Origin of the sequence: Shewanella sp. AS1, assembly GCF_021412565.1 — a bacterium.
Classification (GTDB): Bacteria; Pseudomonadota; Gammaproteobacteria; order Enterobacterales; family Shewanellaceae; genus Shewanella.
In genome coordinates this window covers 173312-189294 of record NZ_JAKCLJ010000001.1, presented here as the reverse complement: position 1 = coordinate 189294, position 15983 = coordinate 173312, and the positions used below count along the sequence as shown (strand labels likewise).

The 15983-nt window shown below is 50.1% G+C and carries 16 protein-coding genes; 8 read left to right on the top strand and 8 right to left on the bottom strand.

Going from position 1 to position 15983, the window contains the following annotated elements; genetic code table 11:
* Positions 1-4 precede the first annotated feature (4 nt).
* Positions 5-415 (top strand): META domain-containing protein, encoded by a 411-nt coding sequence (locus LZP69_RS00860; protein WP_234198164.1) that lies wholly within the window; start codon positions 5-7, stop codon positions 413-415.
* A 134-nt stretch (positions 416-549) separates the two neighbouring features.
* On the opposite strand, the gene LZP69_RS00855 is transcribed toward LZP69_RS00860, so the two are convergent.
* Both LZP69_RS00855 and LZP69_RS00850 read right to left on the bottom strand, forming a co-directional pair.
* Complete coding sequence (locus LZP69_RS00855) at positions 550-1854, bottom strand: dicarboxylate/amino acid:cation symporter (protein ID WP_234198163.1); 1305 nt, start codon at positions 1852-1854, stop codon at positions 550-552.
* Between the two features lie 300 nt (positions 1855-2154).
* On the bottom strand, positions 2155-2493 hold the full coding sequence (locus tag LZP69_RS00850) for a hypothetical protein (protein ID WP_234198162.1): 339 nt from the start codon (positions 2491-2493) through the stop codon (positions 2155-2157).
* Between the two features lie 167 nt (positions 2494-2660).
* On the opposite strand from LZP69_RS00850, the gene LZP69_RS00845 reads away from it, so the two are divergent.
* From LZP69_RS00845 to LZP69_RS00820, 6 genes are all read left to right on the top strand, one after another.
* Complete coding sequence (locus tag LZP69_RS00845) at positions 2661-3104, top strand: GNAT family N-acetyltransferase (RefSeq protein ID WP_234198161.1); 444 nt, start codon at positions 2661-2663, stop codon at positions 3102-3104.
* Between the two features lie 2 nt (positions 3105-3106).
* Positions 3107-3673 carry an inosine/xanthosine triphosphatase gene (gene yjjX, locus LZP69_RS00840; RefSeq protein WP_234198160.1) on the top strand — a complete coding sequence of 189 codons (567 nt, stop codon included), beginning with the start codon at positions 3107-3109 and terminating at the stop codon, positions 3671-3673.
* A gap of 202 nt (positions 3674-3875) precedes the next feature.
* A complete protein-coding gene (locus tag LZP69_RS00835) occupies positions 3876-4841 on the top strand; it encodes a bifunctional helix-turn-helix transcriptional regulator/GNAT family N-acetyltransferase (protein WP_234198159.1) in 966 nt (321 codons plus the stop codon).
* A 108-nt stretch (positions 4842-4949) separates the two neighbouring features.
* Positions 4950-5990, top strand: coding sequence for an NADP(H)-dependent aldo-keto reductase (locus LZP69_RS00830; RefSeq protein WP_234198158.1), 1041 nt, complete (start codon positions 4950-4952; stop codon positions 5988-5990).
* A gap of 101 nt (positions 5991-6091) precedes the next feature.
* Complete coding sequence (locus LZP69_RS00825; protein ID WP_234198157.1) at positions 6092-7306, top strand: aminotransferase class V-fold PLP-dependent enzyme; 1215 nt, start codon at positions 6092-6094, stop codon at positions 7304-7306.
* Between the two features lie 28 nt (positions 7307-7334).
* Entirely contained in the window at positions 7335-7814 is a 480-nt protein-coding gene (locus tag LZP69_RS00820) for a SufE family protein (protein ID WP_234198156.1), read from the top strand.
* A gap of 91 nt (positions 7815-7905) precedes the next feature.
* Here LZP69_RS00820 and LZP69_RS00815 read toward each other — a convergent pair whose 3' ends face one another.
* The 3 genes from LZP69_RS00815 to LZP69_RS00805 are packed head-to-tail and all read right to left on the bottom strand — an operon-like array spanning position 7906 to position 10536.
* Positions 7906-8370: a YeeE/YedE family protein gene (locus LZP69_RS00815; protein ID WP_234198155.1), complete on the bottom strand. Its 465-nt coding sequence runs from the start codon at positions 8368-8370 to the stop codon at positions 7906-7908.
* A gap of 9 nt (positions 8371-8379) precedes the next feature.
* The gene (locus tag LZP69_RS00810) at positions 8380-8856 is read right to left on the bottom strand and encodes a YeeE/YedE family protein (protein WP_234198154.1); all 477 of its coding nucleotides are present in this window, start codon (positions 8854-8856) and stop codon (positions 8380-8382) included.
* Positions 8857-8883: 27 nt separating this feature from the next.
* Positions 8884-10536, bottom strand: coding sequence for an FAD-dependent oxidoreductase (locus LZP69_RS00805; protein WP_234198153.1), 1653 nt, complete (start codon positions 10534-10536; stop codon positions 8884-8886).
* A gap of 278 nt (positions 10537-10814) precedes the next feature.
* Here LZP69_RS00805 and pyrC point away from each other — a divergent pair, with 278 nt between their 5' ends.
* Positions 10815-11843 carry a dihydroorotase gene (gene pyrC / locus LZP69_RS00800; protein WP_234198152.1) on the top strand — a complete coding sequence of 343 codons (1029 nt, stop codon included), beginning with the start codon at positions 10815-10817 and terminating at the stop codon, positions 11841-11843.
* 72 nt (positions 11844-11915) lie between these two features.
* Here the strand turns inward: pyrC and LZP69_RS00795 are convergent, their stop codons facing one another.
* From LZP69_RS00795 to LZP69_RS00785, 3 genes are all read right to left on the bottom strand, one after another.
* Complete coding sequence (locus LZP69_RS00795) at positions 11916-13265, bottom strand: sensor histidine kinase (RefSeq protein WP_234198151.1); 1350 nt, start codon at positions 13263-13265, stop codon at positions 11916-11918.
* A 34-nt stretch (positions 13266-13299) separates the two neighbouring features.
* The gene (locus LZP69_RS00790; RefSeq protein WP_234198150.1) at positions 13300-14688 is read right to left on the bottom strand and encodes a sigma-54-dependent transcriptional regulator; all 1389 of its coding nucleotides are present in this window, start codon (positions 14686-14688) and stop codon (positions 13300-13302) included.
* An 89-nt stretch (positions 14689-14777) separates the two neighbouring features.
* Positions 14778-15977: an ABC transporter permease gene (locus tag LZP69_RS00785; protein ID WP_234198149.1), complete on the bottom strand. Its 1200-nt coding sequence runs from the start codon at positions 15975-15977 to the stop codon at positions 14778-14780.
* Positions 15978-15983: the final 6 nt, after the last annotated feature.

Genomic DNA, 15983 nt, shown 5'->3' with positions numbered 1-15983 from the left:
TCTTATGTCAAAATCACTTCTTTTTGTCGCTTGCGCCGCCTTATTAACTGCATGTCAGTCTCCCTCTTCCAGCGACCACAAGGATCTTGAAATCATGGGCACCTGGCACATAGAAAAGGTGCAAGACAAGGGCGTAATCGATTACAGCCCAGCGCAGCTGACCTTTGGCGAAGATGGCAAGCTAAGCGGCAATAACAGCTGTAACCAGTTTATCGGTCAGTATCAACTCGACGGCAACCAATTAACCTTAACGCCGGCGGGCAGCACGATGAAAGCCTGCGTCGAAGCCTTAATGGATCAGGAACAAAGAGTGATGCAAGCGCTGACAACTGTGACTCAGGCCAGCATAAGCAAAGGTAAGCTCAGACTAAAAGATGCCGATAACAAGACGCAATTAATCTTAAGTCAGCAGTAAATCCCTTATCTGTATATGGCTTAGCTGTATATGGCTTAGCTATCAATCCATTGGCTATAAATCCCTTAGCTATAAATCCCTTGCAATAAAAAACCGCCTAAGGGCGGTTTTTTTTACTCTATCGTCTCAGTCGTTTAGGACTCAGCATTTAACTTTTCTGCTAACAGCTGTGACTGCTCTTCGTCGGCATTGTAGTGCTCGACATTCAGCTCATCTTCCGACTTAGCGATAATGGTCGTGGCCACCAGATCACCTGACACATTCACCACAGTACGGGCCATATCCAGTATTCTGTCGATACCGGCAATGATAGCCACACCCTCTAAAGGCAGACCCACAGTGGTCAGCACCAGAGTCAGCATCACCAGGCCTGCGCCCGGCACGCCCGCTGTACCAATAGACGCCAGGGTAGCCGTTAAGATAATGGTGACATAGTCGACCCAGGTGAGATCGATACCAAAGGCCTGAGCAACAAACAGTGCCGTGACCCCCTGGTAGAGCGCCGTACCATCCATATTGATAGTCGTGCCCAAAGGAAGGACGAAACTGGAGATCTTCTTATTCACCCCTAAAGATTCGTTGGCGCACTTCATGCTGACAGGCAGAGTGCCCGCCGAGCTGGAGGTGGTATAGGCCACGGCCAACGCGCTGCGTACGCCCTTAAAGAACTGCAACGGATTGAGCTTAGCCACTAGACTTAGCAGCAGACTGTAGAAGCCCACGACATGTAAGAAGCAGCCTAAGTAAACGGCAATGATCACCTTAATCAGCGGTGCCAGCATATCCATGCCGTAAGCACCGGCCACCCAGGCCATCAGGCCAAAAACGCCGTAAGGTGCCAGCTTCATCACCATATCCGTCAGCTTGTACATGGCCTCCGCCAGGCTTTCAAACATCTTTACCGCTGGCTGGCCACGCTCGCCAATTAATACCAGAGCGATCCCCAGTGCCACAGCAAATACAATCACTTGCAATATCTGGCCACTGGCGAGGGCCGCAACCGGGTTGGTTGGCACTATATTGATCAGGGTCTGCATCACAGAGGGAACCTCTTTGGCAGCCGCCGCACCCGCATCTGGGGTCATATTCAAGCCCGCCCCAGGCTGTAACAGCTCGCCAACCCCAAGACCTAACGCAATAGCGATAGAGGTGGTGCCTAGATAGAACACGAAAGATTTAAAGCCGATACGCCCCATCTTGGCCGTATCCTGCATGGAGGTCACACCCACTATCAGGGAACAGAATACCAAGGGCACAATCAGCATCTTAATGGTATTCACAAACAGGGTACCCACAGGCTTAAGTACTACCGCCTGTTCGCCGAGTATAATTCCAGTCAGCATGCCCAGCAGCATACCGACCAAGATCTGCAGCCAAAGCGGCACAGAACACCAGCTAGACCAGGCCTTCCCCAGCCAGGACGAGGATTGTTGAGACATGTTTTTACCCTAAGTTTAAATAACGGATTTAAATAACGGATTGAATAACGAATTTAAATGATAAATTTACGCGCTGCTCATTCACCAGCGCTATACCGCCATCAATGCTCATAACTTCAGAGCCTCGATAAGCATAGTAAAATTTAATGAGTGGACCGATTAACTGCGCTTATTTTATCTAAGCATCATCTAAAACACTGTGACAAACGTCGTTTTATTGCAAATAAATGAATATTTATTCAATTTAATAACGAGAACACAGGTTTCAGGGAGGGGCTAAGTCGCTGCCAGCGTAATAAATTAGGCTTCAAACAGACTCGAAGGCTGCTCTACATCAAACTGCAAATGATACAGGGCCGCAGGTGGACGCTCGCGCTCGATAAGGTGACTCCAGTAGGCATCATCAAAGTCGTGGAATAAACTGCCAGCTTCCCCTTCAGATCTCAGGATGATCCGCCACCACACTATTCCCCACAGGCCAAAGGTGAGCAGGGTGAGCAGAAAATGCCACAGATGATGCACCTCATCATTGGTTAGATAAGAATTGTTTAAACGATTGATATTGATTGAATTATCAATACTATTGTAGAGGGGCTCCTCCCCTTGTTCCTCGACGTCCTGTGGCCTTTCCTGCTTCATAAGCCTACCGTTAAATAATGAAGTGCTGATTAAATAAAAGCATAGCAGAGTTAGACTTTGGTCGAATAACGCTTTGGGCAAAATCTGCCAAACAGCTAACAAAAAATCATGTTAAAGTGACGCCCTGTTGAATCATGATACCTGTGCAATTGATCCCGGAGAGATAAATGCAGATCAGAAAAGGACAACTCGCCGACCTGCGGGCTTTAGTCGAGTTTAATCAGGCGATGGCCCAGGAAACCGAGGGGCTCTCACTGGATGAACAGACCCTCAGCTTAGGGGTGGAGACCCTGCTTAATACGCCGGAAAAAGGCTTCTATCTGGTTGCCGAAGAGGCCGGAGAGATCTTAGGCTCGCTCATGGTCACCTTTGAGTGGAGCGATTGGCGCGCCAAAGATTACTACTGGATCCAGAGCGTTTACATTCGTCCCCAGAATCGTCGCCAGGGGATCTACACCCGGCTTTATCAGAGCGTAAAAGATCTGGCCGATGAGAATGGCGGCGCCGCCAGTTTCAGGCTCTATGTGGAGCAGGAAAACAGTAAAGCCCAACAGACCTATCAGGCCCTGGGCATGGATAAGAGTTATTACCTGATGTACGAAGAAAAATAGTCATGGTTCTGTCAAACAAGCAGCTCATTCGCATCACAGTCGGTTCGAAAAACCCGGTCAAGATCGGCGCGGCGCAAAAGGCCATCAGCCAATTATTCCCAGACGCCAAAGTGGACTGCCAGGGTGTTGCGGCACCTTCGGGCGTGGCCGACCAGCCTATGACAGATGAGGAAACTAGGCTGGGCGCCATCAATCGAGCACGTTACTGCCAGCAACGAGGCGAGCTGGATCCAAACTTAACCGCGGATCTCTATATTGCAATGGAGGGCGGAGTGGATCGCTTCAAACATGGCCCCGCAACCTTCGCCTATATGGCGATTATCCACGCAGATAAACTCGCTATCGGCCGCAGTGCCCAGTTGCCTCTGCCCGAATCTGTCTATCGGGCGCTGGAACATGGAGAGGAGCTAGGGAATGTAATGGATGCCCTCTTTAATACAGTCAACATCAAACAAAAAGGCGGCGCTATCGGCCTGTTTACCAATAATCAGACCAACCGGGAAAGTGTCTATACCCAGGCTTTAATTCTGGCCATGTCTCCCTTGCTCCATCCGACTCTTTTTAGCTAAATCCTTCTTTAAGAGCCAGCCTGTGCCTGATGCGGGCGGCTTACAAGCCTATCTCGATAGCACTATCTCTGTGACATCAAGCTCCACTCAAAACAAGCCAAGGCTTGCATTTATTGCGTAAGCTGTTTAGCTTGGATGTATATCGCAACAATATTAATCGCCAAAAATTAATCTCAAATATAAATAGATAAATAACCTATAAATGAATACCGATCACCCTATCGATATGAATGAAACATCCGAGCAGGATACCGGCTCGACTCACGATTGTAGCGAGCTTCGCAGTATCTCAAGAACCTTAGCCAGACAGCTAGGATTACTCAGTTCATCCTGTGGTGAACTGCCCTTATCACAGGTGCAGGCTCATGCCCTAAGCGAATTACAATCTCAGGAGCTCTCGATAAAGCAGTTAGCGATTATCCTGAATATAGATAAATCCAATGCCAGTCGCACCGTCAGCCAACTGATTGAAAAAGGCCTGGTACAGAGTCGTAATGATCCCCGCGACAGCCGCAGCAACCTATGCCAACCCACAGTTCAGGGCAAACGCATGTTAAAGCGTTTAAACCAACAGCAAGACCGCATGTATGAAACGATTCTGTCCCAGCTCTCCTCCTCCCAGAAAATTCAGCTAAACCAGGCGTTGCAGCAGTACAGCCGCGCCATAGGTTATGCCAATCTGCAGCAGGGCTTTACCCTACGCTGCATGACGCTTGAGGATAATCCCAGGGTGGCTGAAGTGATCCGTGAAGTATCTGCAGAATATGGTCTGACTGCCGATAAAGGCTACAGCGTTGCCGATCCCACCTTAGACAGTCTGTTTGAGATCTATGGCAAACCCGGTGCCTGTTACTGGGTTATCGAGGATAAAGAGATGCTGCTCGGCGGCGCCGGGATCGCGCCCTTAGCGGGAAAGACAAAGGTGTGCGAACTGCAGAAAATGTATTTTTTACCTCAGCTAAGAGGCAGAGGCTTTGCCAAACGCCTTGCACTGCAGGCACTTGAGTTTGCCCGCCAGCAAGGCTACAGCGCCTGCTATTTAGAGACAACCGCCAGCCTGAAAGAGGCACTCAGTCTCTATGAGCTGTTAGGATTCCAGCGCTTGAGCAGCCCCCTAGGCAATACTGGCCATGATGCCTGTGAAATTCCTATGCTACTCGAATTGTAAAGAATAAAATCATCTAAAATCATTTAGCTAGCGAGCATTTTTTTCGCTAGAGTTTACTTATAAAGCTTGCTAGCCTCTGTGAACATTATTGCTCATCTGGAGAGATGAATGGACTATAGACGACTGCCACATTCCAGCCTGGACGTCAGTAAAATTTGCCTCGGCACCATGACATGGGGCGAACAGAACACCCAGAGCCAAGCCTTCGAACAACTGGATTACGCCATAGGCCAAGGGGTCAACTTTATCGACACCGCCGAACTCTACCCCGTGCCGCCAAGGGGCGAGACTCAGGGGGAAACCGAGCGTATTTTAGGTAACTACCTCACATCCCGCGGCAACAGAGACAATCTCATCATCGCCTCTAAAATAGCAGGTCCTGGCAGCAAGAGTGATGGCATACGCCCCAATATGGCGCTGGATTGGAGTAATATCCACCAGGCCGTGGATGACTCCCTCTCCCGTTTGCAGATAGAGACTATCGATCTCTATCAGGTGCATTGGCCCGACAGAAATACCAACTTCTTTGGCGAACTCTATTATGATGCCAAAGAAAACGAGCAATACACCCCGCTGCTTGAGACGCTAGAGGCTTTGGCCGCACTAATAAAAGCGGGCAAAATACGTTATATCGGCGTCTCCAATGAAACCCCTTGGGGGGTGATGAAATACCTGCAACTGGCCGAGAAACATGGCCTGCCCAGAATCATCAGCGTGCAGAACCCCTATAATCTGCTTAACCGCAGTTTCGAAGTGGGCATGGCGGAAATTGCTCACCGTGAAGAGCTGCCCCTGCTGGCATACTCGCCTCTGGCGTTCGGTGCCCTTAGCGGCAAATATCTAGATGGTCAGTGGCCCGAGGGCGCACGCCTCACCCTGTTTAAACGCTTCGCCCGCTACACAGGCTCACAGATGGCATGGGATGCCACCAAGGCCTATGTGGAACTGGCACGGGAGTTCAACCTGAGCCCGGCGCAGATGGCGCTGGCCTACGTCAACAGTCGCCGCTTTGTTGGTTCCAATATTATCGGTGCCACCGACCTAACTCAGCTCAAAGAGAATATCGACAGCATCAAAGTCACCCTGGATGCATCTCTGCTAAGCAGGCTCGATGAGCTCTCACAGCTGTATCGCATTCCATGCCCTTAGGCCTTGCCAAAGTAGCATTAAGCTAAAAAGCCACTTGCAATGAACGCTAAGATCTCCCAAGATCTTAGCGTTTTTTCTTCTCTATCAGCTTTTGGATTTCTATGGACCTTAACCCAGTGCGCAGCCAGTTTCCCGCACTCGCTCAAACCTTGGGCGAGCATCCGCTCTGTTATCTCGACACTGCGGCCACCAGCCAGAAACCGCAGCGAGTTATAGATGCCATAAATGAGTATTATCAAAGGGATAACGCCAATGTACACCGTGCTGCACACCAACTTTCCAGCCGGGCAACGGCCCAGTATGAAGCGGTGCGTGACGCTGTTCAGGGCTTTATCAAGGCAGAGCGGCGCGATGAGATAATCTTTACCCACGGCACGACCGAAGGCTTCAACCTTCTGGCTCACGGCCTGAGCGCCACAATAGAGCCGGGTGATCTTATCCTGCTCGACAGCGCCGCCCACCATGCCAATATAGTGCCCTGGCAGATGCTGGCCAAAGCAACTGGCGCGCGCATCCAGCCCATTCCCTTGGATAAAACCTGCCGTCTGGATCAGGCCGCCTATCAGGAGCTGCTCGCCCAGAAACCGGCCATAGTCAGTCTCACTCATGTCTCTAACGTGATGGGCACGCGAAACCCTATCGAGACTATGTTGGCTCAGGCCAGAGCCGCTGGCGCTATCACAGTTGTCGATGGTGCCCAGGCTATTGCCCATCTGAGGGTGGATGTCACCCGCCTTGGCTGCGATTTCTATCTATTTTCTGCCCATAAAATGTATGGTCCGACGGGCATTGGCATACTCTATGGCCGCTTTGCGTTGCTCGATACCCTCGCGCCCCTGCTCACGGGCGGCGAGATGATCAAACAGGTCAGCTTCGAGCAGACCACATTTAACACCCTGCCCAATCGTTTAGAGGCGGGTACGCCGCCCATCAGCGCCGTTATCGGCATGGGAGAAGCGATTGCGTTTCTTAATGAGTTACCTCGGGTTCAGATCCAGGAAGCGGAATCTGAGCTGCTACACTATCTGCAGCAATCCCTGAAGGCACTCGACGAGGTGGAGCTGATTGGCGCCCACCCGGATAATATAGGTGCAGTGGCGTTTAATCTTAAAGGCGAGCATCATCAGGATGTCGGCATTTTGCTCGACCAACAAGGGGTGGCCGTTCGCTGTGGTCACCACTGCGCCATGCCTTTGATGCAAACGTTGGGCTTAAAAGGCTGCTGCCGCGCTTCGCTCGGGGTCTACAGCAACAAAGATGATATCGACAGATTCATCTGTGCGTTAAAGTCGGTTATCGAATTATTGCAGCCTTAAGCAGACGCTATCAATATCAAGGAATACTATGGCTACAATCAAGAATGCTTCAAACACCGATTCTTTAACAAACAATGCAGCACAACCCCCCGAAGCACTATTTTTAGCGCAGAGTTTCGACAGCGAGGCGATCATCAAGCGCTTTAAGCAGGCGGCTAACTGGCAAGAGCGTTACCGCGAGATCATGCTGCTGGGCAAAACCTTAGCTCCCCTTGATGACAAGCTAAAAGTGGAGCAGGCACAGGTGAAAGGCTGTGAAAGTCAGGCCTGGCTTTATCACAGCAGCATAGAAGGTAAGCACTACTTTCTCGCCGACAGTGATGCCCGTATCGTAAAAGGTTTGATTGCACTCTTACTGGCGGTCACACACGGACAAGACGGCGATACCATAGAGCAACTGGATATAAACGGCTATTTTGATTCTCTCGGGCTCACGGGTCAGTTAAGCCCTTCACGCACCAATGGTTTATACGCCCTCGCCCAGGCAATCAAAGCGGCTTCTCATTAGCGGATGTTTAGACATATAAAAGCCCGCCCGAGTATTTTCGGGCGGGCTTTTTTCAGCATGTTTTCAAACAAAATCATTTTACCGAGACAGATTAGGCCTGCACTGCCTTGGTCGCAAACATAGCCGTTTTCAGTCTGTGAGCAATAAAGCTTCCCAAGAGCATGGCCAGGACAAACAATGCCACATGCCAATCGCCATTGGAGAGATTCACTATCCCAGGTCCTGGGCAGATCCCAACCACTCCCCAGCCTAAGCCGAATAATATCGAGCCTATCACCAAAGGCGCGTCCAATGTGGTTTTGGTCGGCAGATGATATTGGCTCGCCAATACCGGCGAGAGTTTTGCTTTTGCTCTGGGTTTGACAATCAAAAGATAACAGGGCAGATAGACCCCGATGGCGCCGACCATCACAAACATCAGAGAAGGGTCCCACTCACCACTGGAGATCAGTGTCAGGTTAAGGAAATTCAGCACCTTATCTGGATTTGCCATGCCCGACATCAATAAGCCTGTGCCGAAGATAAAGCCGCATAACAGGGCGATCAGTTTTTTCATCTCCGCCTCCTAATGCAGCAAGCTGGCGACAACAAATGCCACCAACATAAAGAGTAAGGTGGCGACTATGGATCGAAACGATAAACGCCCCATACCACAAACCCCATGACCACTGGTGCAGCCATTACCTAGGCAGCAACCCAGTCCCACCAGTAAACCCGACAACAGAAGCACAGGCAGGCTTATGGCAAAACTCGCCGGCTCGACCGGCATCACATTGAACATAGATTCAAGAGGAGTCACCATCAGCAGGCCGCTGAGTAGGATGCCGCCGAGAAAGTACCATTGCCAGCGGATCACACCAAATTGGGCCTTTTTCGCTTGCGATCCCTTTTGAGTATTTGACCCCTTTGCCGTATTTGACCAGAGCGCGCCCGACACTATGCCACTGATGCCGGCAATTCGGCCGTTAAACAGCATAAGGAGTATGGCGGCTAAGCCTATTAACACGCCGCCCGCAAGCGAAGTGAGATAATCTGAAACCATGCTAAACCTCTTAAAAATAGCAAGTTTTTAGTAACGGGCCTTAACCATCTGATAGGTCTTTAGGCCACCGGTTAAATTTTTCGCCTTAAATCCGGCATTGACCAGCATGCGGTAGGCCACATGACCACGCAGCCCCACATAACAAAATACCAAAATCTCTTTATCCTTTGGTAGCTCACTGAGTCTGTCACGCAGCTGATCCACAGGAATATTGAGCGCCCCTTCGATGGCGCCCATCTTGGCTAACTCGCCAGGATTACGCACATCCAGCAAGATCTGCTGTTCATTAACGGCATCTATCTCCTGGGTGTGACACAAACGGCTTAGCCCCTTCAAGGCATTGGAGGCCACAAATCCGGCTTGATTCAGCACATCTTTGGCCGAGCCAAAAGGTGGCGCATAGGTCAGTTCCATCTCCTGCATATCATAGACAGTCAGACCGGCGCGAATGGCCACCGCCAGCACATCGATACGCTTATCTATGCCGTCACGGCCCACAGCTTGGGCACCCAGGATCTTACCATCTTCTGTGCTATACAGCAGTTTCAGGGAAACCGGATGTGCACCTGGGAAATAACTGGCGTGGCTGGCGCCGTGAACATACACCTTGTCATAGGGAATATTGAGTTTAAGCAGACGTTTCTCGCTCAGGCCAGTGCTCGCGACGGCTAAATCGAATACGCGACAAATCGCCGTTCCCTGAGTCTTGTTATAACTCTGTTCATGGCCGAAGATATTATCGGCAGCGATGCGTCCCTGACGATTTGCAGGCCCTGCCAGCGGAATAAGGACCTTCTCTCCGGTCAGCAGATCTGTCTCCTCAATGGCATCACCCACGGCAAAAATCGCCGGATCGCTGGTGCGCATCTGCTCATCCACCACTATGCCACCCAGCTCGCCTATGGCCAGTCCTGCGTCCACGGCTAAACGTATCTCTGGCTTCACGCCTATGGCGGTGATCAGCAGCTCTGTCTTAAGTTGCTCACCTGTACTCAGCGACAGGTTCAACTCCGCGCCATCCTGTTCAACGGCTTGCAGGCCGCAATTGAGTTTCAGCTCAACCCCTTTGTCTAGCAGCTCCTGATGCAGCATGTTGGCCATCTCGAGATCCACTGGCATCATCACCTGATTGGACAGTTCAAGCAGAGTCACCTTGATACCTATATGTTGCAAGGCTTCTACCATCTCAAGACCGATAAAACCGCCCCCCACCACTGTGGCATGGGCCGGTTTTCTCTGGGCCAGCACCGCCATGATCCTATCCATGTCTGGCAAATTACGCAGTGAGAAGGTCAGCGGATTATCTAAACCGGAAATGGGGGGCACAACAGGCGCCGCGCCGGGAGAGAGCACCAAGGCATCATAGCTTTCCTGATAAATCTGATTATTAAGCAGATCTTTCACCGACACTGTCTTGGCACTGGCGTCGATAGCCACCACTTCATGCTGTACCCGCACATCAACATTGAAACGCGCCTTAAAGCTCTCTGGTGTTTGCAGTAACAGGGCACTGCGCTGGGCTATTTCACCACTGATGTGGTAAGGCAAGCCACAGTTAGCAAAAGAGACATATTCCCCGCGTTCGAACATGATGATCTCGGCATCTTCGCTCAGTCTTCGTGCCCTTGCCGCCGTTGAAGCGCCACCCGCTACACCACCAATAATGAGTAATCTTTTCATCTAAAGCCTCTATTCATTTCCGCTCTATGCCCCATCAGGTACAGGCATTAACCTAAGCATAAAACCAGAACCATCAACAACAAAATATGCGGCAGTCTATTATATTTCGCTATTCATTAAAATTTTATTTATTATATTTTTCTAATGAAATAGCGAAAACTTGATCCCTCTCAATAATGCGCCCTTAAGTAAAATCCGGCGGCGAACCAGTTTGCCCTTTACAGCACAAGCCTGGCCACATAAGATCCAGCCACTCTACGCAAAATAACGGGATCCCCATGACCACAATAACAATGATCCGCCCCGACGATTGGCATATTCACCTGCGCGATGGTGAGGTACTTGCCGATACAGTGAAAGATGCAGGCCGCTATATGGGCCGCGCCATCATAATGCCTAACTTGGTTCCACCTGTGACCAATGCCGAGCAGGCGCTCGGCTATTACGACCGCATTAAAGCCGTGTCGACCACTGAGTTTGAACCCTTAATGGTGCTCTATCTTACCGATAATACAACAGCTGACGATATTCGCGCCGCCAAGGCTTCTGGCAAAGTCGTGGCCGCCAAACTCTATCCGGCAGGTGCCACCACTAACTCAGATTCAGGCGTTACCGACGTTAAGAATATCTACCCAGTGCTCGAAGCAATGCAGGAAGTGGGTATGCTGTTTTTGGTTCATGGGGAAGTGACAGATTCCGCCATCGATATCTTCGACCGAGAAGCAGTATTTATCGAAAACACCCTCAAGCAGGTGGTCAAAGATTTCCCCAATCTTAAGATAGTGCTGGAGCATATCACCACCAAGGATGCGGTAGAGTTTGTCACCAACGCTGGCGACAATGTGGCGGCGACCATTACCGCTCACCACTTGCTCTATAACCGTAATCACATGCTAGCTGGCGGCATTCGTCCACACTTTTACTGCCTGCCTATTTTGAAGCGAAATATCCACCAACAGGCGCTGTTAGCCGCTGCTGCCAGTGGCAGTAAGAAGTTTTTCCTCGGCACAGATTCTGCGCCCCACACTAAAGATCGCAAAGAGGCCGCCTGTGGCTGCGCCGGCTCTTATACCGCCCATGCCGCCATTGAGCTCTACGCCGAGGCGTTCGAGTCGGTCAATGCGCTGGATAAACTGGAAGCCTTCGCCAGCTTTAACGGCCCGGATTTTTATGGCCTACCGCGCAACAGCGATACCATCACCTTAGTGAAACGTTCTTGGAATGTGCCAGAGACTTACCCCCTAGGCGACTCAACTGTGGTGCCTATCCGCGCCGGTGAACAAATAGACTGGCAGCTTGAAGCTTAATCTTAGCTTTAGCCTCAACGCCCCTATCAAAACACCGCCAATGGGCGGTGTTTTTATTGTCCCCATCAGAAATTAGCGATTCGGAAGCCAAATTCTAACTAACAGTCCCTTAGGTTCACAGTTATGCAAGCTGATGCGGCCATCATGGGCTTCGATGATCTCCCGACACAAAGGCAAACCAAGCCCTGTGCCCGATTGCTTGGTAGAATAAAATGGTAACAGTGCCTGAGTCAGAACCTCTGGTGACATGCCGCTGCCAGCATCTTTCACCTCGATAGTGACTCCCGCGTCTTGATCCTGAATATGCGAGTAGATATGCAGCGAGATATCATCGGCGTGGGAACCAGACTCATGGGCGTTTTTGAGCAGGTTCAGTAGCACTTGCTCCAGTTGAATAAGATCGAAATGACCCGCTTGTAATGGCAGCTCACCCACCAGCTCAAAGTGATAATGTTGTGCTAACTGCGCGGTAAATCTTTGCCAGTCCATCACACTCTTCTTCGGCAATGGCAGCTTGGCAAAACGGGCATAATTGAAGATAAACTGACTAAGATGACTGGTTCTGTCTTCTATGGTATCGAATATCAATTGCAGTTTTTTATCGTTAAGAGGAGCGGTGATCTTACGCCCCGAATTCACCATGGATGCGATCGGTGCCACAGAATTATTCAACTCATGACTGATAATGCGGATCACTTTTTTCCACACCGCCACCTCCTGACGATTCAGTTCTCGGGTCATCTGTTTCAGTAAGATAAGATGATGATACTGACCATTTAACAGAAAGCGTCCACGGGACAGGTGCCAGGTTTGTTCCTCTGCGTCAGCGTTAGCTGCGGCTAAGGTAAATAAACCATCTTTGGGATTATTCAGGGTAACGGCTAACTCTTCATCGACGCCTTGAAGCAGTTCAGTTAATTTCAAACCTTCGATACGTACACCATGATTGAATAAGTGCCGCGCCGCATCGTTGGCATAAATCACCCTTTGCTGGTCATCGAGTAATAGCATCACATTCGGCGAATTCTGAATCACCTTATCCAGTAGCAGTTCGCGCTGATAGATATATTGACGTTCACGGCGCAGCACCTGAGCCGATTCATTAAACAGATGGGCTAATGAGCGCAGCTGACGATCCCCCTGCTGCGGTATATGCACGCTGAAATCATTATCTTTGAAATTGAGTAAACCCACTTCCAGCGCACTCAATCCGCTGGCAAGATCCCGGGTAAGATAACGGCTCAGCGCCAAAGCACACAGCAGAGCCAACGCCATCATGGCGAGTAGCACAGGCCAAGCTAACTGAGATAATGCGGCTGGCGCTAGCCAATATAGCAGACCAATAAACAACCCTAGGCCCAACATACAGGTGAGTAAACTTGCCAGAATAAGCTTAGCGCGTAATGAAAGTCCGATTTCCATTATCTATACCCTGTATTACCGGCTGCTGGATGCTTCACTTATCGATGCCATATTTTTCCATGCGCCGATACAGCGCTTGGCGACTCAGTCCCAGAGATTTCGCGACCCGAGCAATCACCCCTTGATGCTGAGCCAATGCTGACTCTATCTGCTGTTTATTCACTTCAACCTTTGCACTATTCTCTTCGTCGACAGTTGCACAATTAACCTCACCAGTATTCCTCTGGGCAGCTTCTACTGGAGGGGTAACGGCAGCGGCTAAGCCAAAATCCGCCACGGTCAATTGCGGTGAGGATGCCAGAATCACCGCTCGCTTACAGGCATTCTCTAGCTCTCGTACATTACCCGGCCAGGAATAACTCAGTAGACTTTGCCGCGTGGGTTTAGGCACTAAAAATTCTTTGCCAATGAAGTGCTCCACCAGCGGCAGAATATCATCTTGACGCGCAGATAAAGGCGGCAAAGCCAGCTCAATCACATTGAGACGATAGAAGAGATCTTCTCGAAAACGACCACAGGCAATATCATCCATCAGCTCGGCGTTAGTCGCACTGATCACCCGCACCTTCACTTTACGGGTCTGATGACTGCCCAAGCGCTCAAACTCTCCCGTCTGCAACACCCGCAGCAACTTCACCTGTCCCGACAGGGGTAAATTGCCGATTTCATCTAAAAACAACGTTCCACCATCGGCCGCCTCGAAGCGACCAATGCGGGTTTTATTGGCTCCGGTAAATGCCCCCGCTTCGGCGCCAAACAGTTCAGCTTCAAGCAAGTCCATCGGCAAAGCACCAATATTGACCTTGATAAAGGGCTTATCTTTGAGGGGCGAATTGGCATGTATGATATCAGCGAGCTTATCTTTACCCGCGCCGTTAGGGCCTGTAATTAACACTGAGACATCAGACTTGGCAATTTGCAATGCCAGATCGACACAACGCTGCATGGCGCCGCTGCCAAAAATGATGCCACAGAGATCGGCATCCTTAATCGCTGACATGCGCTGATGTTCCGTACGGATCAGCTGATTATTTTGCTGCGACAATGCATGCAAAGAGACCATATTGTTGACGCTATTGAGTAGCTTATCGTCATCCCAAGGCTTGCCCATATAATCGGCTGCGCCCTGTTTAACCAGCTCCACCGCAAGTTCTAACTGGGTCCAGGCCGTCAGCAGAATGATTGGCAGTTGCGGCTGTAGCTGACGCAATTGGAAAAACAGCCGCTTGCCCTCTTCACCCGAAGTCGTATCCTGGGTAAAGTTCATATCCTGGATCACCAAAGCTATCTCTTGCTCGGCAACGATTTTTAACGCGGCTTCGGGAGACAGGCAAGTCACCACAGCATAGCCCTGCAGTTCCAGCATCAAGGCCAGCGCAGTGCACACGGCTTGATTGTCATCGACAATAAGAATCGTATCCATATCTTGTTAAATTAAAGTCCTTAAACACCAAGCAAACTACCCGAAACTGACCCCGATATAAAGTCGAAGTCATTGACGGGTCTGAAAGTTTACACGCTGCGAGTCGCTATCGCGGGCGAAATATTAGCCGCCTTCCTTGCAGGCAATACCACCGCAACGGTAGTCACCAACAACATGCCAAGTACTGTCATCACAGGATAGATCGGCGCCAGTTGTGGCAAGCTGTAGTGTTGCATCAACTGTTGTCCCAGCAATACTGCCAGTACAGCTCCTACCAAGCCACCTATGATACAGATAATATAATTCTCGACCAAAAACAGACTCAAGATATCGCGCTTGGTGGCCCCTAACGCGCGGCGCGTGCCTATCTGTTTAGTACGGCGTTGAATATTAAACATCACCATACCAGTCAGCCCCAGGCTGGTGATCGCTAGTAATAACACCACCATTAAAGACAACACAGTAACCATCAGCTCATGGTCGCGATAGGTGCTTTTTTTAATCTCTGCAATTGAACGAAAATCATCGATCACCCGATTAGGATTCTCCTTCATCAAGGCTGAGATGATCTGCTCTTTGGCATCGCCGTGATACTCTTTTGGCAGACGCACCATGTAGGAGCGACCGCCGTAGTCAACATTTTGAATAATACTGTATTCCAGATCATCGCTATCGACCCAGGCACCCTGCAAATTTTCGACCACACCAATCACTGTCACCTGAACATCTTTACCCACCCATAGATGCTTACCTATCGCTGACTCATTTGGCCATGTTTCTTCGGCTAACGCCTTGGATATGATCAGCAGCTTATTCGGGCTATTGACATCATCACTGATCTCATCGGGATAAAAGTTACGTCCCTCCACTAACTTAAGCCCCAATGTTGCTATCGTATGCTCGGTTCCTAGGTACATGGCCAGTTGCGGAGTAGTCTTGGACGTCTCAGGATCGGGACTATGATTTAAAGTGCTCGACCAACCACTGCCACTGAGGGGCAACATATTGGTCGACACCGCAGCTTGCACATGGGGCAGACTGCGTAAGATACCTTGATCGACTTTATTTTGAGTCGTTGCATCTATGGCGGGGTCGAAATTATACAGATTAAAGGTCAACACTTGCTCTTCATCTATCCCTGAGTCACGCTGCATCATGCTCAGGCGTTCATGGATAATAAAACTGGCATTGGCCACAATCGCAACAGATAAGATGATCTGCATTAGCAGCAGTATTGGGCCACTTTTGCCGCGCAGTAAACTACTAAAAATCGGTTTAATATTAAGCATTTTTAA

Coding starts and splice junctions, on each gene's coding strand:
- LZP69_RS00860 (WP_234198164.1), top strand. CDS start 5: ATGTCAAAATCACTTCTTTTTGTCGCTTGCGCCGCCTTATTAACTGCA.
- LZP69_RS00855 (WP_234198163.1), bottom strand. CDS start 1,854: ATGTCTCAACAATCCTCGTCCTGGCTGGGGAAGGCCTGGTCTAGCTGG.
- LZP69_RS00850 (WP_234198162.1), bottom strand. CDS start 2,493: ATGAAGCAGGAAAGGCCACAGGACGTCGAGGAACAAGGGGAGGAGCCC.
- LZP69_RS00845 (WP_234198161.1), top strand. CDS start 2,661: ATGCAGATCAGAAAAGGACAACTCGCCGACCTGCGGGCTTTAGTCGAG.
- yjjX (WP_234198160.1), top strand. CDS start 3,107: ATGGTTCTGTCAAACAAGCAGCTCATTCGCATCACAGTCGGTTCGAAA.
- LZP69_RS00835 (WP_234198159.1), top strand. CDS start 3,876: ATGAATACCGATCACCCTATCGATATGAATGAAACATCCGAGCAGGAT.
- LZP69_RS00830 (WP_234198158.1), top strand. CDS start 4,950: ATGGACTATAGACGACTGCCACATTCCAGCCTGGACGTCAGTAAAATT.
- LZP69_RS00825 (WP_234198157.1), top strand. CDS start 6,092: ATGGACCTTAACCCAGTGCGCAGCCAGTTTCCCGCACTCGCTCAAACC.
- LZP69_RS00820 (WP_234198156.1), top strand. CDS start 7,335: ATGGCTACAATCAAGAATGCTTCAAACACCGATTCTTTAACAAACAAT.
- LZP69_RS00815 (WP_234198155.1), bottom strand. CDS start 8,370: ATGAAAAAACTGATCGCCCTGTTATGCGGCTTTATCTTCGGCACAGGC.
- LZP69_RS00810 (WP_234198154.1), bottom strand. CDS start 8,856: ATGGTTTCAGATTATCTCACTTCGCTTGCGGGCGGCGTGTTAATAGGC.
- LZP69_RS00805 (WP_234198153.1), bottom strand. CDS start 10,536: ATGAAAAGATTACTCATTATTGGTGGTGTAGCGGGTGGCGCTTCAACG.
- pyrC (WP_234198152.1), top strand. CDS start 10,815: ATGACCACAATAACAATGATCCGCCCCGACGATTGGCATATTCACCTG.
- LZP69_RS00795 (WP_234198151.1), bottom strand. CDS start 13,265: ATGGAAATCGGACTTTCATTACGCGCTAAGCTTATTCTGGCAAGTTTA.
- LZP69_RS00790 (WP_234198150.1), bottom strand. CDS start 14,688: ATGGATACGATTCTTATTGTCGATGACAATCAAGCCGTGTGCACTGCG.
- LZP69_RS00785 (WP_234198149.1), bottom strand. CDS start 15,977: ATGCTTAATATTAAACCGATTTTTAGTAGTTTACTGCGCGGCAAAAGT.